Source organism: Limnohabitans sp. WS1, from assembly GCF_003063265.1.
Lineage (GTDB): Bacteria > Pseudomonadota > Gammaproteobacteria > Burkholderiales > Burkholderiaceae_C > Limnohabitans_A.
In genome coordinates this window covers 86,939-108,142 of the sequence record NZ_NERU01000004.1, presented here as the reverse complement: position 1 = coordinate 108,142, position 21,204 = coordinate 86,939, and the positions used below count along the sequence as shown (strand labels likewise).

The window sequence follows — 21,204 nt, the reverse complement described above, 5'->3', positions numbered from 1 at the left end:
AGGCAGCGTCGAAGTCGGGGTCTTCGATGCGCTTGGTAAAAAGGGCACCGTTCACATAAGGAAAGTCCAGCAGGTAAGCGTATTGCCCGTCCGTGCGTTGTGTGCTGGCACCGTCCTTGGCCGAAGTGTGGGGGTTGGTGTCCAGTCGCCGAAAAATGCGTTGCAGTTTGCCGCCCAAATCGTCGCCTGCGCTGTTGCTGTTTTGCACGGCCAGCTTAAAAGCGTCTTCTTTGTTGAACAGCGCGGTGTCGTCGGCAAACAGGCAAAACAACAAACGCACCAACAGGGTTTGCAGGTCTTGGCCCCGGTAGCCGGTTTGCTTGATGGCATCGTGCAGATTGCCCAGTCGGCTGGCTGCTTCGATGCTGGCGGCGGCTTGGCGGTCCTGGTAGATGCGCTCGTAGCCGAGCAAAAAGTCCAAATCGTTGACGTGGCTTTTGAAGTCGGCCAGCTTGAATTGGATGGGCGCTTGCTCGCCAGTTTCGTCGTACAGGTGCAGGTTTTGAAAGTCGCTGACCAGGATTTAGCGCGGCTGGTCTTCTTTGTTTTTGAGCTTGGGGATGTAGCCCTTGGCCTGATCATAGGCTTCGGCCAGGTCTTTGCCCTTGGATTTCATCTCCACCAAGAGCAGGCCCGGGAAAAAGCCGTCGATGCGCAAATTGCCGATTCCGCTGTCTTTGGCCACCCGCCGTTCAAAGTCCACCGAGCGCAGGTAGTTCAGCCCATACACGCCGCACAACTCACGCACAAAGTTTTGCCCTTGGCCCATTTCGTAATTGGCGTCGGCAAACTCCTTGCTGAAGGCTTCGGCTCTGTCGTTGAGCAGGTCCTGCTGTTCTTGAGGATGAATCATTTGAATCTAGCGCTCTCGTGAAAATGAATAAGGGGGTATTCATTCGATTCTAGAGGTCAGATTTATTATTTAGTTTTCAAATTTTTAAAAAGAAGACGCTTTGATGCTGCATTTGACTTGGCGATAGATGTGTCTGCCTTGACAAAAATGCTTTCATTGCTAGCATTGCTGTCAAACCCAAAGGAGGAGCTCCATGTCAACCTTGACCATCCGCAACATCGAGACCGAGATCAAGGACAAGCTGCGTTTGGCCGCAGCGGCCAACGGCCGGTCCATGGAGGAAGAGGTGCGAACCATCTTGCGCAGCGTGTTGTCGCAGCCCGCTGCGGCCAAGGGTTTGGGCAGTCGGTTGCACGCCCGGTTTGCGGCAATAGGCGGTGCGGACTTGCCACCGCCAGAACGCAGCGAGCCTGCCCGTGCGGCGGACTTTGGCAACGAGGCTTCAGGGGTCGGCCTGTGATCGTGCTGGACACGAATGTGGTCTCGGAGCTGATGCGGCCCGTACCCAACCCGGCGGTGCTGGCTTGGGTGGATGCGCAGTCGGACCGGGATTTGTGGCTGTGCAGCGTGGTGGTGTCTGAGCTGCTCTACGGACTGGCCCGTTTGCCATCTGGGGCTCGCCGGTTGCAGTTGACGCAGGCCTTTGAGGCCATGCTGGCCGAAGACTTTGCTGGCCGTGTGTTGGCCTTTGATTTACCCGCAGCGGTGGTTTATGCCGATTTGGTGGCGGCGCGGGAGCAATTGGGTCAGCCATTGGCGATGGCCGACGCGCAAATTGCGGCCACCTGCTTGGCGCACGGTGCGCGATTGGCAACGCGCAACACAAGGCATTTCGAGGGTTTGGGTTTGGTTTGGTTGAACCCCTGGCAGGCCTGAGGCGGTTTCAACCTGAGGCATTCCTGCTCGAACTGATCAAACTTCACAGGATTGGATCCATACCGATCTGGCCCGAGTCAATCAGAGAGGGCCACTCTCATTCAGGCGGGTTGGGTTGGCTGGCTGTTTTTGCAGCGCCTGCCCCACCTCATCCGCCAAAAAGTCATACACAGCCCGGATGCGGGCGCTGGTGCGCAGTTCGCGGTGCACCGTGAGCCAAACAGGCAGGGTTGGCAGGGTGAGCATGGGCAGGACGGCCTTGATGGCGGCGTCGCTTTGCATCTGGTGCTCGCTCATGAAGCCGATGCCCAGCCCGGCCCGCACGGCAGCCCATTGCACATTCATATCGTCGGTGCGCAGCCCAAAATGCAGTGCGCTGGCCGGGTAGCCCATGGCTTGAAAGCCTTGCTGGATGTCGGTGTTCGTGTCGCCCGCGATCAGGTCGTGTTCGGCCAAATTTTCGGGCACTTGCGGGGTGCCCCGGCGTTGCAAGTAGTCCTTGCTGGCACAGGCGCGCAGCCGCACCTGGCCAATTTGCCGCGCCACCAAGCTGCCTTGTTCTGGCCGCACCATGCGCAAGGCGATGTCGGCTTCGCGCAGCAGCAAGTTGCTGACCGAGTTGCTCACCACCAACTCCACCGTGACCTGAGGCAGGGTTTGACGCATGCGCGTCAGGATGGGCGGCAGCAGATGAAAAGCCACTGGCTGGCTGGCCGACAGGCGCACGCTGCCTTGCACCGATTGCCCAGCCCCCGAGGCCAGCCGAGAAAAATCGGCTGCGCCCGCGTGCATGGCGCGTGCCGCATCGGCCAGTGCCAGCGCGTGACTGGTGGCTTGCAGGCCGCGCCCGGTGCGCTCAAACAGCAGCAGGTTCAGCTGGCTTTCCAGCTCGGCGATGTGCCGCCCCAAGGTGGACTGGCTCACGCCCGTGGCGCGCGCTGCGCCCATGAGGCTGCCGTGTTCCAGGGCGGCCAAAAAGGACTGGATCAGGGCCCAGTTGAAGTTGGACTTATTCATTCATGAATGGCTGTTGCTTGAATTTATGCAATTGTGCAATAGCCACCGTCTCCAGACAATCGTCCTCAACCCTCACAAACCCTTGACGAACCCTCTGGAGAAACACCATGAACAGACGACAAATTTTGCACATTGCAGGCGGCGGCTTCATCGCCGCAGCCACCGTGACCAGCTTGACCGCTTGCGACAGCAGCATGCCCGCCGAGGCCATCGCGGCCTGGCAGCCTCCGGCCGATAACCTCGACATCCGCCGCTGGGTCTTGTCACACGCTTTGCTGGCCCCACACGCGCACAACCTGCAGTCGTGGCTGGTGGACTTGGACATGCCGGGCACCATCGTGCTGCGCATGGACATGAAGCGTTTGTTGCCCGAGACCGATCCGCTGTCGCGCCAGTTGGTGATCAGCCAGGGCACCTTCATTGAAGTGCTGGACCTGGCCGCCCGCCAGCGCGGCTACCGCACTGAGGTCACGCCTTTCCCCGAAGGCGAGTTCAGCGCCACGGCCCCCGACACCCGGCCCACCGCCCGCATACGCCTGGTGCGCGATGCGCAGGTGCGGCCCGACCCGCTGTTTGCGCAAGTCTTCAATCGCCACACGCACAAGGGCGTGTACGAAGCGCGCACGCCCGATGCCGCGGTTTTGCAGGTTGTGCGCGACAGCGTTAAAGGGTTGCCTGTCACATTGGGCCTTGTTACACGGGGAGAAGATGCGGCCATGGCCCGCCATGCGCAAATCGCCATGGATGCCTGGCGCACCGAGTTGGTCACGCCGCGCACGCTGCTGGAGTCTTACCATGTGCTGCGCATTGGCCCCAAGGAAATCGCCCAGCACCGCGACGGCATATCGCTGAACTCGCCCATGGTGCGCGCCTTGAATGCCTTGGGCTTGTTTGACCGCACCCAAGCCTCAGCGCCGGACAGCTCGGAAATCAAGGGTCAGCTGGAGCGTTTCAATGCCGCGATCGCCAGCACCCCGGCTTATTTTTGGCTGAGCACCGCGCGCAACGACCGCATCACTCAGCTGCAAACCGGGCGTGCCTATGTGCGGGCCCAACTGGCCGCCACGGCGCAGGGCTTGTCGATGCACCCCTTGTCGCAGGCCTTGCAGGAATACCCCGAGCAGGCGGCGCACTACCAGGCTGTGCATCAGTTGTTGGGCGCTGCCGAACGCGGGCACACGGTGCAGATGTGGACCCGCCTGGGTCACGGCCCCGCGATTGGCCCGGCTCCGCGACGCGGGCTGGAAGCGCATGTTCGCAAGGCGTGATGGGGCTGTCGTGGCGGTGGTCTTTGCCAAGCCGTGCATGGGCGGCGTTGGGGTTTCGTGGCACCTGTTCATTTCGATCAAGTCATGCCGTGCGCATTGCCTACACTGGAGGCCATGAACGAAGACAAAGCTTTTTCCCCCGCCACCGGCCCTTTGACCGGTCTCAAGGTCCTCGAATTGGGCCAACTGATCGCAGGCCCGTTTGCCGCCAAAACCTTGGGCGATTTTGGGGCCGATGTGGTCAAGATCGAGCCCCCCGGCGCGGGCGACCCCTTACGCCAATGGCGCTTGATGAAAGACGGCACCTCGGTCTGGTGGCAGGTGCAGTCGCGCAACAAACAGTCTTTGGCGCTGGACCTCAAGCAGCCCGCCGCGCAGGACATCGTGCGCCAGCTGGCGGCGGAGAGTGATGTGCTGATTGAAAACTTCCGCCCCGGCGCGATGGAAGGCTGGGGCCTGGGGCCTGACGATTTGCTGGCGCTCAATCCCCGCCTGATCATGCTGCGGGTGAGCGGCTACGGCCAGACCGGCCCTTACCGCGACCGCCCGGGTTTTGGCGTGGTGGGCGAGGCCATGGGCGGCATTCGCCACCTCACGGCCGAGCCCGGCCGGGTGCCGGTGCGTGTGGGCATCAGCCTGGGTGACACGCTGGCGGCTTTGCACGGCGTGATTGGCATTTTGTTGGCTTTGCACGAGCGCCGGACCTCGGGCCGGGGGCAGGTGATTGACGTGGCTTTGTACGAGGCCATGTTCAACTGCATGGAAAGCCTGCTGCCCGAGTACAGCGCTTTTGGGGCGGTGCGTGGCCCGGCGGGCAGTGCCTTGCCGGGCATTGCGCCGAGCAACGCCTACCTGTGCAAGGACGGCGGCTACGCCCTGATTGCGGGCAATGGCGACAGCATCTTCAAGCGGCTGATGGCCGAAATCGGCCGCGACGACCTAGGGCAAGACCCGGCCCTGAAGGACAACACCGGCCGTGTGGCCCGCGTGGCCGAAATCGATGGCGTGATTGGCCAGTGGACGGCGCAGCACACGGTGGACGAGGTGCTGGCGGCGCTGGACCGCGCCAGCGTGCCGGCCGGGCGCATCTACACCGTGGCCGACATCGCCCAAGACCCGCACTACCTGGCGCGAGACATGTTGCAAACCGTGCGCATGCCAGACGGCAGCGATTTGATGGTGCCCGGCATCGTGCCCAAGCTCTCGCGCACGCCTGGCGGCCACCGCCGCAACGCACCGGGCATCGGTCAGGACAGCGACGCGGTGCTCAGTAGCATGGGCCTGAGTGCCGCACAAATCCAGGCCCTGCGCGAGCAGGGCATCGTGGCCTGAGCGCTGTTGCAGACGCCGAATACACAGAGGAGTTTTTTCAATGATCGACCACCTGGACCATCTGGTGCTGACCACCTGCGACGAGGCCGCTTGCATCGACTTTTACACCCGCGTGCTGGGCATGCAGCTCGAAACTTTTGTGGGTGGCACGCCCCCGGTTCAGCGCCAGGCCTTCAAGTTTGGCCACCAGAAAATCAACCTGCATGTGCGCGGCCGGGAGTTTGAGCCCAAAGCCCATTTGCCGGTGCCAGGTGCCTTGGACCTGTGTTTCATCGCCAGCGTGCCGTTGGATGAGGTCATGGCCCGTGTGACCGAGGCCGATTGGCCCATCGTGGAAGGCCCGGTCATGCGCACCGGTGCCACCCACAAGATCCGCTCCATTTACCTCAGAGACCCCGACCTGAACCTGATCGAGATCTCTGAGTTGGTTGACTGATCCGGCCCTGTGACGTTTGAAGTGCAAGGCTTGCCTTGGGGACAGCGATCAGCGATGGGGGCATTGTGGGAGCCCCGCCCTCGGGGCGATTCTTGGTGGTCTGCGGGGCTTTATCGCGACGAGGGCATCGCTCCCACAACAAAGGCGTTCATTGACCTCAGCGAGGGGTTGCTGAGTCTTTGAAGCATGCTGCATCACTGCGCCTTGGCGCCCGAGTCCTTCACCACTTTGGCCCACTTGCTGATTTCGCTGGCCTGGTAGCGCGCCAACTCTGCAGGGCTGGAGAGCACGGGGTCGAGGCCCAGGGTCTTCAGGCGCTCTTGGACTTCAGGCAGTTTGAACACCCGCACCACTTCGGCGTTGAGCTTGTCGATCACAGGGCGGGGCACGTTGGCCGGGGCAAACATGGCAAACCAGGTGGTGGCCTCAAAGCCGGGCACCGATTCGGCCACGGTGGGCACATCGGGCGCGGCCGGTGAGCGGGTAGCGGTGGTTTGTGCCAAAGCCCGGATCTTGCCCTCTTTGGCCATGGGCAGGGCCGAGGGCATGTTGTCAAACATGACCTGGATGCTGCCGCCGATCAGGTCGGGGATGGCGAACTGACGGCCCTTGTAGGGCACATGCTCCATGGTGGTGCCGGTGAGCGACTTGAAGAGTTCGCCCGAGACGTGCACCGAGGTGCCGATGCCCGGGGAGCCAAACGAGAGCTTGTTGGGGTTGGCCTTCATGTAGGCGATCAGCTCGGGCACGTTTTTCACGGGCAGGGCGTTGTTCACCACCAGCAAGTTGGGGGCCGAGGCGATCAGCGAGATGGGGCTGAAGTCCTTGACCATGTCGTAAGGCATTTTTTCGTACAGCGCCCCGTTGATGGAATGGGTGCCCACGGTGCCCATGACCAAGGTGTGGCCGTCGCCGGGCGACTTGGCCACGTTGTCCGCGCCGATGTTGCCGCCTGCGCCGGGTCGGTTGTCCACCACCACCGGAAAGCCCAGCTGCGCTTTTTCGCTGAACAAGCGGGCCAGGATGTCGGGCGCACCGCCCGAAGGAAAGGTCACCACCAGCCGCAAGGGCTTGGTGGGAAAGGCTTGGGCCACAGCGCTGGTGGTGCTGAAGGCCCCCAAGCTCAGCAGCAAGAGGCTCAGACCAAGCTGCCGTTTGAGCGGCGAAGTCAGTTGGGTGAGGGTCGGGGTGATGCGTGAACGGAAGTGTTTGATGGGCATGGTGGGTCTCCTTGGGAGTTTTCACTTTAGGACGCGTGGCCCGTGCTGTGCAGGGTGAAAACCCTTTGGACCAGGCCCCAAGCTGTCATCTGCGTGACGCGTCAAGCGGGTGCAAGCGCCCGTGCGCTTGGTCCGTTTTTTGAATCGGGCCAGCCTCAGGCCACAATGGTGGAGATTGACCGACACCCTGCCCATGCCCTCCACACCCATCACCCGTCCCCTGCAAGCCTGGCAAGTCATGTTGGGGGGCATTTGTGGCCTGGTGCTGACCATTGGCCTGGCCCGTTTTGCCTACACGCCCTTGTTGCCCGCCTTGCAGGCACAAACCGGTTTGAACGATGCCGCTGCCGGAGGCTTGGCCGCCATCAATTACGCGGGCTACATCGTGGGGGCCTTGGTCACGGCCTGGATGGACGATGTGCGTTGGCGTCACCGTTTTTACAGTGCAGGCCTGTGGATGGCCTTGCTCACCACGGCGGCCATGGCGCTGTCGAGCTGGTTGCCCGCCTGGGGGCTGTGGCGCTTTTTGGGCGGTTTGTGTGGGGCCACCGGCATGCTGCTGGGCTCGGGGCTGGTGCTGGGCTGGCTGATGCGCCAGGGCCGCAGGCCAGAGCTGGGGGTGTTGTTCATTGGCCTGGGGCTGGGCATTGTGGTGTCGGCGCTGGGTGCTTGGGTCTTGTCGTCTATTTGGACGCTGTGGTCGGACCAGTGGTTGGCCTTTGCGGCTTTGGGGTTGGTGTTTTTTGTGCCGGCCTGGTTGTGGCGTCCGCCCGTGCCGCCCGCGCCCATCGCCGCAGCCGCCGCCCAGGCGCAGCCCCAAGTCTCACGCCGCTGGATGGCGACCATGGCGCTGAGCTATTTTGCGGCGGGCTGGGGTTTTGTCATCAGCGCGACCTTCACCGTGGCCATAGTCGAGCGCGAACCGGCTTTGGCCGGGCAGGGCGCTTTGGCTTGGGCGCTGGTGGGGCTGGCGGCCATGCCGGCCGTGTTTTTGTGGGACCGCGTGGCCCGAAGGTTGGGCGATATCCCGGCCTTGCTGTTGGCCTTTGGCCTGCAGACCGTGTCCATCGTGCTGCCCGCTTTGTCGGGTTCACTGACTGCAGCGCTGATCGGTGCTCTGGGTTATGGGGCGACTTTCATCGGCATCGTGAGCTTGACCTTGGCCTTGGTGGGGCGGCGTGCGCCCCAAAACCCGGGCAAGGCCATGGCCCGTTTGACGCTCAGCTATGGCGCCGCGCAAATGATCGCGCCCGTCGTGGCCGGTGCCATGGCGCAGACCACGGGCAGTTTCAAAGGGGCTTTGTGGCTGACGGCCGCCGTGATGGTTGTGGGCATGGCGCTGTTGACCACTTTGCCCAAAGACGCCGGGCCATCACTTGATTGAAAACGGCCCTGGCTGAGTTTGGCAGGCAAAATGCAAGCTCGTCCAGATGGACGCAACCCCGACAAGGCCCTTGCCGTGAATCCTCAAAGTTACATTCCTGGCAAAGACGCACCGCTGGAAGCCACGATCCAAACCCTGCAGGCCAAGCTGCAATCGATGGGCTTTCACATCGAAGAAAAAAACTGGCTCAACCCGGTCGAGGGCATTTGGTCGGTGCACATCCGCGACCGTGATTGCCCGATGTTGTTCACCCTGGGCAAGGGCACCAGCCGCTTGGCTTGCTTGGCCAGCGCTTTGGGGGCATTTGTTGAGCGCCTGTGGACCAACTCTTTCTGGACCCACTGTTACCTGGGGCCCGACATCGCCAACCACGATTTTGTGCATGACCCGCAAGAGCGCTGGTTCGATCTGCCCGAGGACGATGTGTGGCCCCCAGGCATCCTGAACCAAGAGCTGCATGCGTTCTACAACCCCGAGGGCAGCATTCCGGCCCGCAGTTTGGTTGACTTCAACTCGGGCCACGAAGAACGCGGCATTTGCACTCTCCCGTACGTGCGTCAGCGTGATGGCAGCACCGTGTACATGCCGGTCAACATCATGGGCAATTTGTATGCGAGCAATGGCATGTCGGCGGGCAACAGTGCGGCCGAGGCCCGCACGCAAGCCTTGTCCGAGGTGTTTGAACGCCACATCAAGGCCCGCATCATCGGTGAGGGCCTTTGTTTGCCCGACGTGCCCGAGGCCGTGATCAAGCGCTACCCGCGCATTGCCGCAGGCGTGGCCGCGTTGCGGGCGGAAGGCTTTGGCATTTTGGTCAAAGACGCTTCGCTGGGAGGGCAATACCCGGTGTTGAACATGACCTTGTTGCACCCGCAAGACCAAGGCTGTTTGACCAGTTTTGGGGCGCATCCGCGGTTTGAGGTGGCCCTTGAAAGGGCACTGACCGAGTTGCTGCAAGGCCGTGCGCTCGACAGCCTCAAGGGCTTTGCGCCACCCACTTTTGACCTGGAAGAGGCGGCCAGCGCCAGCAACATCGAGCGTCATTTTGTGGATTCAAGCGGCAAGATCCACTGGAACTTCCTGAGTGAAATTCCGCACCATGTGTTTGTGGACTGGAACTTTTCGACCACCACGACCCAAGACTATGTCTGGTTGATCAGCAAAATTCACGAGGAAGGCTTTGACATTTACATCTCGGATTTGGAGCACTTGGGTGTGTATGGCTGCCGCATTTTGGTGCCCGGCATGTCTGAGATTTACCCGGTGGATGACCTCGATTTTGAGAACAACAGCATGGCCAACCCGATGCGCGAGGCGATTTTGAACCTGAGCGATTTGGGCGATGACGAGTGCGAAGATTTGTTGGCCAGTCTGAACGAGTCAAGCCTGCCCGACCCAGGCCCGGTGGCCGCTGCCATCGGCATGGTGGCCGATGCCGGGACGTTTTGGGCCGATTTGCGGGTGGGTGAGCTCAAAACCCTGCTGGCGCTGGCCTCGGGCAATGAAGAAGCCACGCTTGAAGGCTGTGAGTGGATTCGCCATTTTGAGCTCATCGCTGCGCAGCGGCGTGCGGTCTATGCCTGTGTCGAGACCTTGATTCAGCTGTCAGACGGGGGCAACACCGGGCCTTATTTGTCCGCTTTGCGCCAGTTGTATGGGGCCTCTGCTGTGGGACAAGCCCAAGCCTTGATTGCACAAACTGACCGATTCATGGGCCTGTCGGCCCCGGGTTTGCAAATGGACGGCTGCGCCATGCACCAAAAACTGCTGCTCGCTTACAGCAAAGTGCAGTCCATGAAAGCCCAAGACCTCAGGGCCTGATGCTCACAGCCCCAGGCTTTGCAGTTGAACCAAGCCTTTGGGGGTTTGCAGGGTGGCCACGATGTTGGGGTCACCGGCTTGAACGCTGACACCTTGCAAGCCGATCGATTCGTAGGCAGCTTGCAGTTTGGTGGCGCTTGGGTGGCTCACCGTCAGGCTTTGCAAGGTCACGCCCGAGCGTGGCAGGCTGTTGCGGGGGTGCAGTCGCAGGGGTTCGGCTGCATCGGGTTTGCCCCACTGAATCAGGGTGGGCAAAGTGCCGTTGAACAAGCGCTCACCGTCATCCCGCACGGTGATTTGCCAGTTCAGGGTGCCTTTGCTGGACTTGCGGCTGGCGTGCACCACCTGACCGCGTTCGATGCCTTGGCTGCGCAACTGGTGCCTGGCGGTTTTGATGTCGTCGGTGCTGCTGACAAAATGAATCAGCCGTGGGCCTTGTTGTATGGCTTTTTGCAGCGAAACATCGTCCATGTCGAACCAGCGAGGCACTTGTGAGCGCTTGGGAATCACGGCATCGGGGTTGATGGCAATGATTTCAAAGTAGGCCAAGGGGTAGTTGGGCGTGGCGATCTTGAACAAGCGGTTGTGGGTGCCGTATTTTTCGTGTTCACCACCCGCTGCAGGGGTGATGCCCAAAGTGTCTTGGCACCACTGCACGCCAACGTCCAACGACGAGGCCATGACCACCAAGTGGTCGATTTGTGTTTTCATGGTTTTGTAGGTTCGCTGTCCAAAGGGAGCCGACGTGCCCCGTTGAAGCGTTTTTGCCAATAAGCGCTGCGCATGTCTTCGATCTTGACCGATTTGCCTGCACGGGGGGCGTGAATGAATTTGCCATCTCCGACGTACATGCCGACATGGCTGAAGGCTCGCCTCATGGTGTTGAAAAATACCAGATCACCCGGTTTGAGTTCTTCTCGCTCAATGACTTCGGTGCTGCGGGCTTGCTCTTCGGCACGACGAGGCAGCAGTTGGCCGACCGATTTTTCGTAAAGGTGGCGCACAAAACCACTGCAATCAAAGCCCGAGCTTTCGCTGGAGCCACCGCGCTTGTAGGGGACGCCCAACAAGTCCATGGCCTGCATGACCATCACAGTGGCTTTGCTGCTGGCTTTGTCTTTGGCTTGGCTCAGTTGTCCACCAAATTGGGTCACCAAACCGGTTTCAAGCGCTGCTTGCACCTCCTCATCGGACGGCGCAGACAAGGCCACGGGGCTGACCAAGCAAATAACAGTGAGGGGGATCCACCAACGCATAGTGTTCAAGCATAACTGATGTTTTTCTTTTTTTGACTCGCAAGTGGGCGACCTAGGGGATGCCCTGAATGGAAAGATGGCGGTGCTGCGACAATCCAAGCTCAAAAGCTATCGGGAAAAAACATGTTGATCAATGCAGACGAAAGCCAATTGGTGTTGGTGGATTTTCAGGCTCGCCTCAAGCCTGCAATGCTGGACGCCGATGCGGTGTGGGCCAATGCCGCTCGCTTGGCGACTTTGGCGCAGGCCTTGGAGGTGCCGACTTGGGGCACAGAGCAAAATCCGTCGCGTTTGGGTGAGATGCCCCCCGACATCCGAAGTCAATGCCGCCAGGTGCTGGCCAAAATGCAATTCAGTGCTGTTGAAGAAGGTCTGGGTGAATGGTTGCAACCCGAGCCACCCCAGGCCCCGCGTGGCAACGCCCGCAGTTTGCCGCGCCACCTGCAAAAGCCCCAAGCCGCTGCGCAGGAACGCAAAACGATTGTGTTGGCCGGTTGTGAGGCGCATATTTGCTTGATGCAAACCGCCCTGGATTTGCTGGAAGACGAGTTTGAAGTGTGGGTGGTGACCGATGCCTGCAGTTCGCGCACCGAGCGCAACCGCGATGCAGCCTATGACCGTTTGGCCGGGGCGGGGGCCGAACTGGTGACCGCTGAGATGGTGGCGTTTGAGTGGGTCCGAACGGCTGAGCATCCCGATTTCAAGCTGTTGCAATCTCTTTTCAAATGAATTGATTTGTAGGCCCGGGGTTGCAGGAGCCCGTCCCCGGGGCGATGGGCCGTGGTCTGCGAGGCTTGATCGCGACGAGGGCGTCGCTCCTACAGGTTCAGTCATTGGTCAACGGCCCCGGCATCCACTATTTATAGGGGAGCCCCGCCCCCGGGGCGATGGGCCGTGGTCTGCGAGGCTTGATCGCGACGAGGGCGTCGCTCCTACAGGTTCAGTCATTGGTCAACGGCCCCGGCATCCACTATTTGCAGGAGCCCCGCCCCAGGGGCGATGGGCCGTGGTCTGCGAGGCTTGATCGCGACGAGGGCGTCGTTTCAACAAGTTCAGTCATTGGCCAGCGACCCGGCATCGACTTTTTGTAGGAGCCCCGCCCCCGGGGCGATGGGCCGTGGTCTGCGAGGCTTGATCGCAATCAGGGTGTCGCATCGACAGGGCAGGCGTCCTTTTTAACTTCATTGGCTGGCCGTTAAAGTCAGCTTATTGCAAGTCCCTTGGCCATAATTATGAATTCAGAAGTGCAGGGTGGTGCGTGACCATCGCCCCCTTCCTCGGTTTCAACTTGGTGGGTTTTCAGGAGACATCCATGGGCAATTTCGCAGAATTTCACGCCCGGTCGATCAACGACCGTGACGCTTTTTGGGCCGAGCAGGCCAAACTGGTGGACTGGAAAGTTCAGCCGCAGCAAATCTGCGATTACAGCAATCCGCCCTTTGCCAAGTGGTTCGTGGGGGGCGAAACCAACCTGTGCCACAACGCCGTGGACCGCCATTTAGCCGATCGCGCCGACCAGCCTGCATTGATCTTCGTTTCGACCGAGACCGATCAGGAAAAAACCTACACCTACCGTGAACTGCATGCCGAAGTGCAGCGCATGGCTGCCATCTTGCAAGACCTGGGCGTGGTCAAGGGCGACCGCGTGCTGATTTACATGCCCATGATCGCCGAGGCGGCTTTTGCCATGCTGGCCTGTGTGCGCTTGGGGGCCATCCACTCGGTGGTGTTTGGTGGTTTTGCCTCGCACTCGCTGGCCACCCGCATCGAGGACGCTTCGCCAAAGGTCATCATCAGCGCCGATGCCGGTTCGCGCGGTGGTAAAGCCGTTTCCTACAAGCCGCTGCTTGACGAAGCCATCAAGCTCTCGGCCCACAAACCGGCCAACGTGGTCATGGTGGACCGCCAACTGGTTGCTTTCACGCCCGTGGCCGGCCGCGATGTGGACTACGCCACCGAGCGTGCCAAGCACATGGATGCGGTCGTGCCTTGTGTGTGGGTCGAATCCACGCACCCCAGCTACACGCTCTACACCTCGGGCACCACCGGCAAGCCCAAGGGCGTGCAGCGCGACACCGGGGGGCTACACCGTGGCCTTGGCCGCCAGCATCCCCAATGTTTTTGAAGGCAAGCCCGGCGGCACCTTTTTCTGCACCAGCGACATCGGCTGGGTGGTGGGCCACAGCTACATCATCTACGGCCCGCTGATTGGCGGCATGGCCACCATCCTCTACGAAGGCCTGCCGATTCGCCCCGACGGCGGCATCTGGTGGAGTTTGGTCGAGAAGTACAAGGTCCAGGTCATGTTCAGCGCCCCCACGGCCATCCGGGTGCTCAAAAAGCAAGACCCTGCGCTGCTCACCAAGTACGACCTGTCGAGCCTGCAGGCCTTGTTCCTGGCTGGTGAGCCGCTGGACGAGCCCACTGCCAAGTGGATTTCAGAAGGACTGAACGGCAAGGCCATCATCGACAACTACTGGCAGACCGAAACCGGTTGGCCGATCTTGAGCATCTGCAACGGCGTGGAAAAAGCGCCCAGCAAGTTCGGCTCACCCGGCAAGGCCATCTATGGCTACAACGTCAAGCTGGTCGACGATCAGACGGGCGAAGAACTCACCGGCGCCAACCAGAAGGGCGTGTTGACCATCGAGGGCCCATTGCCACCCGGCAACCTGCAAACCATCTGGGGCGACGACGAGCGTTTCGTCAAGACCTACTGGAAAACCGTCCCCAACAAGCTGGTTTACAGCACCTTCGACTGGGCGGTGCGTGACGAAGACGGCTACTTCTTCATCCTGGGCCGCACCGACGACGTGATCAACGTGGCCGGCCACCGCCTGGGCACCCGCGAGATCGAGGAAAGCATCTCCAGCCACCCCAACGTGGCTGAAGTGGCCGTGGTTGGTGTGGCCGATCAGCTCAAAGGGCAGGTGGCCATGGCGTTTGCCATTGCCAAGGACACCTCGGGCCTGACGGATGCGGCAGCACGCCTGAAGCTCGAAGGCGAAGTCATGAAAGTCGTGGACAGCCAGCTCGGTGCGGTGGCCCGTCCGTCGCGTGTGTTCTTTGTGACCGCATTGCCCAAGACCCGCAGCGGCAAACTGCTGCGCCGCGCTATTCAGGCTGTGGCCGAAGGGCGCGATCCTGGCGACCTGACCACCATGGACGATCCGGCCGCTTTGCAGCAGATCGTCGATCAGATCAAAGGCTGATGCCCTGGGCCCCGTTTTGTCGGGGCCTTTTTTTATTCTGCAAAGGTTCTCTCTAAACGCCTGTAAGTTAGACATCGGACAAGCCATGGCACAATGCGCGCTGTACTTAGGCCCTTCCCCTGCCACAGTCGCATCCGCCAACCGGTCCAGCCGTGTCGCGGAAGGTATATATCAACCAACTAATGTTTCCCAGAGGGAAACGGAGGTCAGCGAATCATGAGCGAGACAAATTCCGTCTACTCCGCCTATTCAGGCAATACCCATCTCTTCGGGGGCAACACCCCCTACGTCGAAGAGATGTATGAAAACTATTTGGCCAATCCTGGCAGCGTGCCCGATTCCTGGCGCGACTACTTTGACGCCTTGCAGCACGTTCCCGCAGTCGATGGCTCCAACGCCAAAGACGTGCCCCACCAGCCGGTCATCAATGCTTTTGCCGAACGCGCCAAAGCCGGCGGCACCAAAGTTGTCATGGCCAGCGCCGACGTTGAAATGGGCCGCAAGCGCACTGCCGTTCAGCAGCTGATCGCCGCTTACCGCAACGTGGGCCAACGCTGGGCCGACCTGGACCCGCTCAAGCGCACCGAGCGCCCCAATATTCCTGACCTCGACCCCGCTTTCTTCGGCTTCACCGATGCCGACCAGGAAACCGTGTTCGACACCAGCAACACGTTCTTCGGCAAGAACAACATGTCCTTGCGCGAGTTGCTCAACGCGCTGCGCGAGACCTATTGCGGCACCTTGGGTGCCGAGTACATGTACACCACCGACCAAGCTGAAAAGCGCTGGTGGCAGCAAAAGCTCGAGAGCATCCGCAGCAAGCCCAACTTCACATCGGACAAGAAAAAGCAGATCCTCGACCGCCTGACGGCCGCCGAAGGTCTGGAGCGTTATTTGCACACCAAATACGTCGGCCAAAAGCGTTTCTCGCTCGAAGGGGGCGAGAGCTTCATCGCCGCCATGGACGAGTTGATCCAGTCGGCAGGTGCCCAAGGCGTTCAGGAAGTCGTGATCGGCATGGCCCACCGTGGCCGCTTGAACGTTTTGGTCAACACCATGGGCAAGCTGCCGGCCGACTTGTTTGCCGAGTTCGACCACACCGCCCCGGAAGACCTGCCTGCCGGTGACGTGAAATACCACCAAGGTTTCAGCTCGGACGTGAACACCGCTGGTGGTCCTGTCCACTTGTCGCTGGCCTTTAACCCCTCGCACCTGGAAATTGTGAACCCTGTGGTCGAAGGCTCGGTGCGTGCCCGCATGGACCGCCGGGGTGACCCTCTGGGCAAGCAAGTGCTGCCCGTGTTGGTGCACGGTGATGCCGCCTTCGGTGGCCAGGGCGTGAACCAGGAAACCTTTGCATTGGCCCAAACCCGTGGTTACTCCACAGGCGGCACCGTGCACATCATCATCAACAACCAGATCGGTTTCACCACCTCTGACCCGCGCGACATGCGCTCGAGCGTGTTCTGTACCGACATCGTCAAGATGGTCGAAGCACCGGTCTTGCACGTCAACGGTGACGATCCCGAGACCGTGGTCCTGGCCACTCAGCTGGCTTTGGAATACCGCATGACGTTCCAAAAAGACGTGGTGCTGGACGTGGTGTGTTTCCGCAAACTGGGTCACAACGAGCAGGACACCCCTGCGCTGACCCAGCCGCTGATGTACAAAAAAATCGGCGCACACCCTGGCACGCGCAAACTGTTTGCCGACAAACTGGCCACACAAGGCTTGGGCGAAACCATTGGCGACGACATGGCCAAGGCCTACCGCGCGGCTTTGGACGCAGGCAAGAACACCACCGAGCCGGTGTTGACCAACTTCAAAACCAAGTTCACCGTGGACTGGGCGCCCTTCATGGGCAAGAAGTGGACCGACGCAGGCGACACCTCCATCCCCTTGGCCGACTGGAAACGTCTGGCCGAGAAAATCACCACCATCCCTGAGTCGGTCACACCGCACCAGTTGGTCAAAAAGGTGTACGACGACCGCGCAGCCATGGGCCGTGGCGACATTCCGGTCGACTGGGGCATGGGCGAACACATGGCTTTCGCCTCTTTGGTGGCCAGTGGCTACCCTGTGCGTTTGTCGGGCGAAGATTGCGGCCGAGGCACCTTCACCCACCGCCATGCCGTCATTCACGACCAAAAGCGCGAAAAGTGGGACACCGGCACCTACGTCGCCCTGCAAAACGTCTCTGACAAGCAGGCCCCCTTCACGGTGATCGACTCGATCCTGTCCGAAGAAGCGGTGCTGGGTTTTGAATACGGTTACGCCTCCAACGACCCCAACACCTTGGTGATTTGGGAAGCGCAGTTCGGCGATTTTGCCAACGGCGCTCAAGTGGTGATCGACCAGTTCATTGCGTCGGGCGAAGTCAAGTGGGGCCGTGTGAACGGCCTGACCTTGATGCTGCCGCACGGCTACGAAGGCCAGGGCCCTGAGCACAGCTCGGCCCGCGTGGAGCGCTTCATGCAGTTGGCGGCCGACACCAACATGCAGCTCGTGCAGCCCACCACGGCCAGCCAGATCTTCCATGTGCTGCGTCGCCAGATGGTGCGTGACCTGAGGAAGCCCTTGGTCATCTTCACGCCCAAGTCGCTCCTGCGCAACAAGGATGCCACCAGCCCGGTGTCCGAGTTCACCAAGGGCAGCTTCCAGACCGTGATCCCCGAGAACAAGGCGCTCAAGGCCGACAAGGTCAAGCGCGTCATTGCCTGCTCGGGCAAGGTGTACTACGACCTGGTCAAGCAACGCGAAGCCAAGGGTGCTGACGACACCGCGATCATCCGCGTGGAACAGCTCTACCCCTTCCCGCATAAGGCTTTCGCGGCCGAGATCAAGAAGTACCCCAACGCCACCGACATCGTGTGGTGCCAGGACGAGCCGCAGAACCAGGGCGCCTGGTTCTTCATTCAGCACAACATCCACGAGAACATGCTCGAAGGTCAAAAGCTCGGTTATGCCGGTCGCGCAGCGTCTGCGTCACCTGCGGTGGGTTACTCACACCTGCACCAAGACCAGCAAAAAGCACTGATCGAAGCGGCCTTCTCGAAGCTCAAGGGCTTCGTGCTGACCAAGTGAACCAGCGTCTGGCGCTGAGGGTTCAGCGCCAGACCCCTCGATAAACGACCAACGCATAACGGAAACATCATGGCCATCGTAGAAGTCAAAGTCCCCCAACTGTCCGAGTCAGTGGCTGAAGCCACCATGCTGCAGTGGAAAAAGAAAGTCGGTGAAGCGGTTGCTGCCGACGAAATCCTGATCGAAATCGAGACCGACAAGGTCGTGCTCGAAGTGCCCGCGCCCGCTGCTGGCGTGATCTCTGAAATCCTCGTGGCCGATGGCGGCACCGTGGCCGCAGAGCAATTGATTGCCCGCATCGACACTGACGGCAAGGTCGGTGCCGCCGCTGCACCCGCTGCAGCTGCCGCCCCCGCTGTGAGCGCAGCAGCCCCTGTGGCCGCCGCAGCCGCCACGGGTGGCAGCATGGCCGGTGTGGCCATGCCCGCCGCTGCCAAACTCATGGCTGACAACAGCTTGGCCGCTGGCTCGGTGGCCGGTTCTGGCAAAGACGGCCGTGTGACCAAGGGTGACGTGCTGGCCGCTGTGGCCGGTGGCGTCAAGTCCACCGCTGCCGTGATTCCTACAGGCGTGCCCACCAAGACGCTGCCTCAGGTGTCGGCCCCCGCCGTCAACCTGGGCGACCGCCCAGAGCAGCGTGTGCCCATGACACGTCTGCGTGCCCGTGTGGCCGAGCGTTTGCTGCAGTCGCAGTCGACCAACGCCATCCTGACCACCTTCAACGAAATCAACATGGCCCCGGTCATGGACATGCGCAAGCGCATGCAAGACCGTTTCGAGAAGGAACACGGTTGCAAGCTGGGCTTCATGAGCTTCTTTGTCAAAGCCGCTGTGCACGCCCTGAAGAAATTCCCTGTGCTCAACGCCTCGGTCGACGGCAACGACATCGTGTACCACGGCTACTTTGACATCGGTATCGCGGTGGGTTCCCCACGCGGTTTGGTGGTGCCGATTTTGCGCAACGCCGACCAGATGAGCTTTGCCGAGATCGAAAAGAAGATCGCCGAATTCGGCCAGAAGGCCAAGGACGGCAAGTTGGGCATCGAAGAGATGACCGGCGGTACCTTCTCCATCTCCAACGGCGGTACTTTTGGCTCGATGATGTCCACCCCCATCATCAACCCACCTCAGTCGGCCATTTTGGGCGTGCACGCGACCAAAGACCGCGCCATGGTGGAAAACGGCCAGGTTGTGGTTCGCCCCATGAACTACTTCGCCATGTCGTACGACCACCGCATCATTGACGGCCGTGAAGCTGTCTTGGGCTTGGTGGCGATGAAAGAGGCGCTGGAAGATCCAGCTCGCCTCTTGTTCGACATCTGACATCAAACCGAGGCATGCCAACCATCTCGATGTTCTATGGTGTTTTGGTGTCCATGTATTTCATGGACACCAGTGAACACCACATGCCACACATCCATGTGTACTACCAAGACTTCGAGGCGGTTTTTGCCATTCCCAGCGCGGAGCAATTGGCAGGGAACTTCCCTAAAAACAAGCGGCGCTTGGTCGAGGCCTGGATCGAAATTCATGCCGAAGAGTTGATGGCAGACTGGTCATTGGCCATTGAAGGGCGTGACCTTTTCAGGATCGATCCACTCAAATGACTGAAACCCGCCCCCTTTTGCCGCGCGTGACCAAGGTGAAGACCTTGGACAATTTTGAACTGTTGCTTGAATTCAAGGATGGCGCAGTCAAGTCCTTTGACGTCAAACCCTACTTGGAGTTTCCGGCGTTTCAACGGCTGAAAGTGGGAGGGATGTTTGCCAAGGCCCATGTCTCACACGGCACGGTGGTCTGGGATGACATGCTGGATTTAGCCCCTGAAACGCTCTATCTGAAAGGGGTGGCCCATGCCGGTCTGCCCCCAATGAATCAGACCTGAACTACACACGATCGGGACAATTTTTGTTCGGCACGAAGCCTCATGGGGCTGAGAAGCTGGCACCGGGACTGTCTCAATTCAATGAATGACTGAATAGAAAGAAACCTATGAGCAAACAATTCGACGTCGTTGTCATCGGCGGTGGCCCCGGTGGCTACATCGCAGCTATCCGCGCTGCACAACTCGGTTTCCAAGTCGCTTGCATCGACGAGTGGAAAAACGCTGCCGGTGGCCCAGCGCCTGGCGGTACCTGCACCAACGTGGGTTGCATCCCCTCCAAGGCTTTGCTGCAGTCCAGCGAGCACTTTGACCATGCCAACCACCACTTCGCCGAGCACGGCATCACTGCCACGGACGTGAAGATGGACGTGGCCAAGATGATTGCCCGCAAAGACACCGTGGTGAAGCAAAACAACGACGGTATCTTGTATTTGCTCAAGAAAAACAAGGTCACCTTCTTCCACGGTCGCGGCAGTTTTGTGGGCAAGGCCGAGGGCGGCTACACCCTCCATGTGGCGGGCAAGGCCGAAGAGGACATCACGGCCAAGCAAGTCATCATCGCCACGGGCTCCAACGCCCGTGCGCTGCCTGGTACGCCGTTTGACGAAGTCAATGTGTTGTCCAACGACGGCGCTTTGCGCGTGGGTGCTGTGCCCAAGAAGCTGGCCTTGATCGGCTCTGGCGTCATTGGCCTGGAAATGGGTTCGGTTTGGCGTCGCCTGGGTGCAGAAGTCACCATCCTCGAAGGCCTGCCCACATTTTTGGGCGCAGTGGACGAGCAAATCGCCAAAGAAGCCAAGAAGGCATTCGACAAGCAAGGCTTGAAGATCGAGCTGGGCGTGAAAGTCGGCGAGATCGTCAACGGCAAGAAGGGCGTCACGGTCAACTACACCAACGCCAAGGGCGAAGCGGTGGTTCTGGATGCCGACAAGCTGATCATTTCGATCGGCCGTGTGCCCAACACCATCGGCTTGAACACCGAAGCCGTGGGCTTGCAGCTGGACGAGCGCGGCGCGGTGGTGGTGGACGCCGATTGCAAAACCAACTTGCCCGGCGTGTGGGCGGTGGGTGACGTGGTGCGTGGCCCGATGCTGGCGCACAAAGCCGAAGAAGAGGGCGTGGCCGTGGCCGAACGCATCGCGGGCCAACATGGGCACGTCAACTTCAACACCATCCCTTGGGTCATCTACACCAGCCCCGAGATCGCTTGGGTCGGCCGCACCGAGCAGCAGCTCAAGGCCGATGGCGTGGCCTACAAGGCCGGTTCGTTCCCGTTCCTGGCCAATGGCCGTGCACGCGCCTTGGGCGACACGACCGGCATGGTGAAAATGCTGGCCGATGCCACCACCGATGAAATCCTGGGCGTGCACATCGTGGGCCCACAAGCCTCCGAGCTGATCGCCGAGGCTGTGGTGGCCATGGAATTCCGCGCCAGCGCGGAAGACATTGCCCGCATCTGCCACGCACACCCCAGCTTGAGCGAGTCCACCAAAGAGGCCGCTTTGGCGGTGGACAAGCGCAGCTTGAACTTCTAAGACCTTGACGCTCCCGACACTGCAG

17 protein-coding genes and 2 pseudogenes are annotated in these 21,204 nt (G+C 60.6%); 14 read left to right on the top strand and 5 right to left on the bottom strand.

The window, feature by feature from the left end; all coding sequences use genetic code 11:
• Positions 1 to 49: 49 nt before the first annotated feature.
• A pseudogene (locus tag B9Z48_RS22095) lies at positions 50 to 853 on the bottom strand (type IIL restriction-modification enzyme MmeI); the annotation flags it as partial.
• 193 nt (positions 854 to 1,046) lie between these two features.
• Here B9Z48_RS22095 and B9Z48_RS07550 point away from each other — a divergent pair.
• Together B9Z48_RS07550 and B9Z48_RS07545 are read left to right on the top strand one after the other, a co-directional pair.
• Positions 1,047 to 1,313: an Arc family DNA-binding protein gene (locus B9Z48_RS07550; RefSeq protein WP_108377700.1), complete on the top strand. Its 267-nt coding sequence runs from the start codon at positions 1,047 to 1,049 to the stop codon at positions 1,311 to 1,313.
• A gap of 2 nt (positions 1,314 to 1,315) precedes the next feature.
• Positions 1,316 to 1,729 (top strand): type II toxin-antitoxin system VapC family toxin, encoded by a 414-nt coding sequence (locus tag B9Z48_RS07545; RefSeq protein WP_368665916.1) that lies wholly within the window; start codon positions 1,316 to 1,318, stop codon positions 1,727 to 1,729.
• An 81-nt stretch (positions 1,730 to 1,810) separates the two neighbouring features.
• On the opposite strand, the gene B9Z48_RS07540 is transcribed toward B9Z48_RS07545, so the two are convergent.
• Positions 1,811 to 2,746 carry a LysR family transcriptional regulator gene (locus B9Z48_RS07540; RefSeq protein ID WP_108377698.1) on the bottom strand — a complete coding sequence of 312 codons (936 nt, stop codon included), beginning with the start codon at positions 2,744 to 2,746 and terminating at the stop codon, positions 1,811 to 1,813.
• A 107-nt stretch (positions 2,747 to 2,853) separates the two neighbouring features.
• Between B9Z48_RS07540 and B9Z48_RS07535 the strand changes: the two genes are divergently transcribed.
• The 3 genes from B9Z48_RS07535 (at position 2,854) to B9Z48_RS07525 (ending at position 5,782) form a co-directional block, all read left to right on the top strand.
• Positions 2,854 to 4,014 (top strand): nitroreductase family protein, encoded by a 1,161-nt coding sequence (locus B9Z48_RS07535; protein WP_108377697.1) that lies wholly within the window; start codon positions 2,854 to 2,856, stop codon positions 4,012 to 4,014.
• A gap of 114 nt (positions 4,015 to 4,128) precedes the next feature.
• Positions 4,129 to 5,346: a CaiB/BaiF CoA-transferase family protein gene (locus B9Z48_RS07530; protein ID WP_108377696.1), complete on the top strand. Its 1,218-nt coding sequence runs from the start codon at positions 4,129 to 4,131 to the stop codon at positions 5,344 to 5,346.
• Between the two features lie 40 nt (positions 5,347 to 5,386).
• Complete coding sequence (locus B9Z48_RS07525; protein WP_108377695.1) at positions 5,387 to 5,782, top strand: VOC family protein; 396 nt, start codon at positions 5,387 to 5,389, stop codon at positions 5,780 to 5,782.
• Positions 5,783 to 5,976: 194 nt separating this feature from the next.
• On the opposite strand, the gene B9Z48_RS07520 is transcribed toward B9Z48_RS07525, so the two are convergent.
• Complete coding sequence (locus tag B9Z48_RS07520; protein WP_108377694.1) at positions 5,977 to 7,002, bottom strand: tripartite tricarboxylate transporter substrate binding protein; 1,026 nt, start codon at positions 7,000 to 7,002, stop codon at positions 5,977 to 5,979.
• Between the two features lie 193 nt (positions 7,003 to 7,195).
• On the opposite strand from B9Z48_RS07520, the gene B9Z48_RS07515 reads away from it, so the two are divergent.
• The gene (locus tag B9Z48_RS07515; RefSeq protein ID WP_108377797.1) at positions 7,196 to 8,386 is read left to right on the top strand and encodes a YbfB/YjiJ family MFS transporter; all 1,191 of its coding nucleotides are present in this window, start codon (positions 7,196 to 7,198) and stop codon (positions 8,384 to 8,386) included.
• A gap of 30 nt (positions 8,387 to 8,416) precedes the next feature.
• Complete coding sequence (ycaO, locus tag B9Z48_RS07510; RefSeq protein WP_233261048.1) at positions 8,417 to 10,207, top strand: 30S ribosomal protein S12 methylthiotransferase accessory factor YcaO; 1,791 nt, start codon at positions 8,417 to 8,419, stop codon at positions 10,205 to 10,207.
• Positions 10,208 to 10,210: 3 nt separating this feature from the next.
• Here the strand turns inward: ycaO and B9Z48_RS07505 are convergent, their stop codons facing one another.
• The gene (locus B9Z48_RS07505) at positions 10,211 to 10,918 is read right to left on the bottom strand and encodes a VOC family protein (RefSeq protein WP_108377693.1); all 708 of its coding nucleotides are present in this window, start codon (positions 10,916 to 10,918) and stop codon (positions 10,211 to 10,213) included.
• Positions 10,915 to 11,463: a C40 family peptidase gene (locus tag B9Z48_RS07500; RefSeq protein ID WP_108377692.1), complete on the bottom strand. Its 549-nt coding sequence runs from the start codon at positions 11,461 to 11,463 to the stop codon at positions 10,915 to 10,917. Before B9Z48_RS07500 ends, B9Z48_RS07505 begins: the two co-directional genes overlap by 4 nt.
• Before the next feature lie 123 nt (positions 11,464 to 11,586).
• Between B9Z48_RS07500 and B9Z48_RS07495 the strand changes: the two genes are divergently transcribed.
• The 7 genes and pseudogenes from B9Z48_RS07495 to lpdA all read left to right on the top strand — a co-directional run bounded on the left by B9Z48_RS07495 (position 11,587) and on the right by lpdA (position 21,179).
• A complete protein-coding gene (locus B9Z48_RS07495) occupies positions 11,587 to 12,192 on the top strand; it encodes an isochorismatase family protein (protein WP_108377691.1) in 606 nt (201 codons plus the stop codon).
• A 583-nt stretch (positions 12,193 to 12,775) separates the two neighbouring features.
• Positions 12,776 to 14,675 (top strand): annotated as a pseudogene (locus B9Z48_RS07485) (propionate--CoA ligase).
• A gap of 216 nt (positions 14,676 to 14,891) precedes the next feature.
• Positions 14,892 to 17,759, top strand: coding sequence for a 2-oxoglutarate dehydrogenase E1 component (locus B9Z48_RS07480; RefSeq protein ID WP_108377689.1), 2,868 nt, complete (start codon positions 14,892 to 14,894; stop codon positions 17,757 to 17,759).
• A gap of 69 nt (positions 17,760 to 17,828) precedes the next feature.
• On the top strand, positions 17,829 to 19,082 hold the full coding sequence (gene odhB, locus B9Z48_RS07475) for a 2-oxoglutarate dehydrogenase complex dihydrolipoyllysine-residue succinyltransferase (RefSeq protein WP_108377688.1): 1,254 nt from the start codon (positions 17,829 to 17,831) through the stop codon (positions 19,080 to 19,082).
• 14 nt (positions 19,083 to 19,096) lie between these two features.
• On the top strand, positions 19,097 to 19,366 hold the full coding sequence (locus tag B9Z48_RS07470) for a DUF4160 domain-containing protein (RefSeq protein ID WP_108377687.1): 270 nt from the start codon (positions 19,097 to 19,099) through the stop codon (positions 19,364 to 19,366).
• Positions 19,363 to 19,644 (top strand): DUF2442 domain-containing protein, encoded by a 282-nt coding sequence (locus B9Z48_RS07465; RefSeq protein ID WP_108377686.1) that lies wholly within the window; start codon positions 19,363 to 19,365, stop codon positions 19,642 to 19,644. Before B9Z48_RS07470 ends, B9Z48_RS07465 begins: the two co-directional genes overlap by 4 nt.
• Positions 19,645 to 19,751: 107 nt before the next feature.
• Positions 19,752 to 21,179, top strand: a complete 1,428-nt coding sequence (gene lpdA / locus B9Z48_RS07460; protein WP_089960773.1) for a dihydrolipoyl dehydrogenase — start codon at positions 19,752 to 19,754, stop codon at positions 21,177 to 21,179.
• Positions 21,180 to 21,204 lie beyond the last annotated feature (25 nt).

What these genes read in the sequence shown, in the direction of transcription:
- B9Z48_RS07550 (WP_108377700.1), top strand. Translation starts at nt 1,047, where the DNA reads ATGTCAACCTTGACCATCCGCAACATCGAGACCGAGATCAAGGACAAG.
- B9Z48_RS07540 (WP_108377698.1), bottom strand. Translation starts at nt 2,746, where the DNA reads ATGAATAAGTCCAACTTCAACTGGGCCCTGATCCAGTCCTTTTTGGCC.
- B9Z48_RS07535 (WP_108377697.1), top strand. Translation starts at nt 2,854, where the DNA reads ATGAACAGACGACAAATTTTGCACATTGCAGGCGGCGGCTTCATCGCC.
- B9Z48_RS07530 (WP_108377696.1), top strand. Translation starts at nt 4,129, where the DNA reads ATGAACGAAGACAAAGCTTTTTCCCCCGCCACCGGCCCTTTGACCGGT.
- B9Z48_RS07525 (WP_108377695.1), top strand. Translation starts at nt 5,387, where the DNA reads ATGATCGACCACCTGGACCATCTGGTGCTGACCACCTGCGACGAGGCC.
- B9Z48_RS07520 (WP_108377694.1), bottom strand. Translation starts at nt 7,002, where the DNA reads ATGCCCATCAAACACTTCCGTTCACGCATCACCCCGACCCTCACCCAA.
- B9Z48_RS07515 (WP_108377797.1), top strand. Translation starts at nt 7,196, where the DNA reads ATGCCCTCCACACCCATCACCCGTCCCCTGCAAGCCTGGCAAGTCATG.
- ycaO (WP_233261048.1), top strand. Translation starts at nt 8,417, where the DNA reads ATGCAAGCTCGTCCAGATGGACGCAACCCCGACAAGGCCCTTGCCGTG.
- B9Z48_RS07505 (WP_108377693.1), bottom strand. Translation starts at nt 10,918, where the DNA reads ATGAAAACACAAATCGACCACTTGGTGGTCATGGCCTCGTCGTTGGAC.
- B9Z48_RS07500 (WP_108377692.1), bottom strand. Translation starts at nt 11,463, where the DNA reads ATGCGTTGGTGGATCCCCCTCACTGTTATTTGCTTGGTCAGCCCCGTG.
- B9Z48_RS07495 (WP_108377691.1), top strand. Translation starts at nt 11,587, where the DNA reads ATGTTGATCAATGCAGACGAAAGCCAATTGGTGTTGGTGGATTTTCAG.
- B9Z48_RS07480 (WP_108377689.1), top strand. Translation starts at nt 14,892, where the DNA reads ATGAGCGAGACAAATTCCGTCTACTCCGCCTATTCAGGCAATACCCAT.
- odhB (WP_108377688.1), top strand. Translation starts at nt 17,829, where the DNA reads ATGGCCATCGTAGAAGTCAAAGTCCCCCAACTGTCCGAGTCAGTGGCT.
- B9Z48_RS07470 (WP_108377687.1), top strand. Translation starts at nt 19,097, where the DNA reads ATGCCAACCATCTCGATGTTCTATGGTGTTTTGGTGTCCATGTATTTC.
- B9Z48_RS07465 (WP_108377686.1), top strand. Translation starts at nt 19,363, where the DNA reads ATGACTGAAACCCGCCCCCTTTTGCCGCGCGTGACCAAGGTGAAGACC.
- lpdA (WP_089960773.1), top strand. Translation starts at nt 19,752, where the DNA reads ATGAGCAAACAATTCGACGTCGTTGTCATCGGCGGTGGCCCCGGTGGC.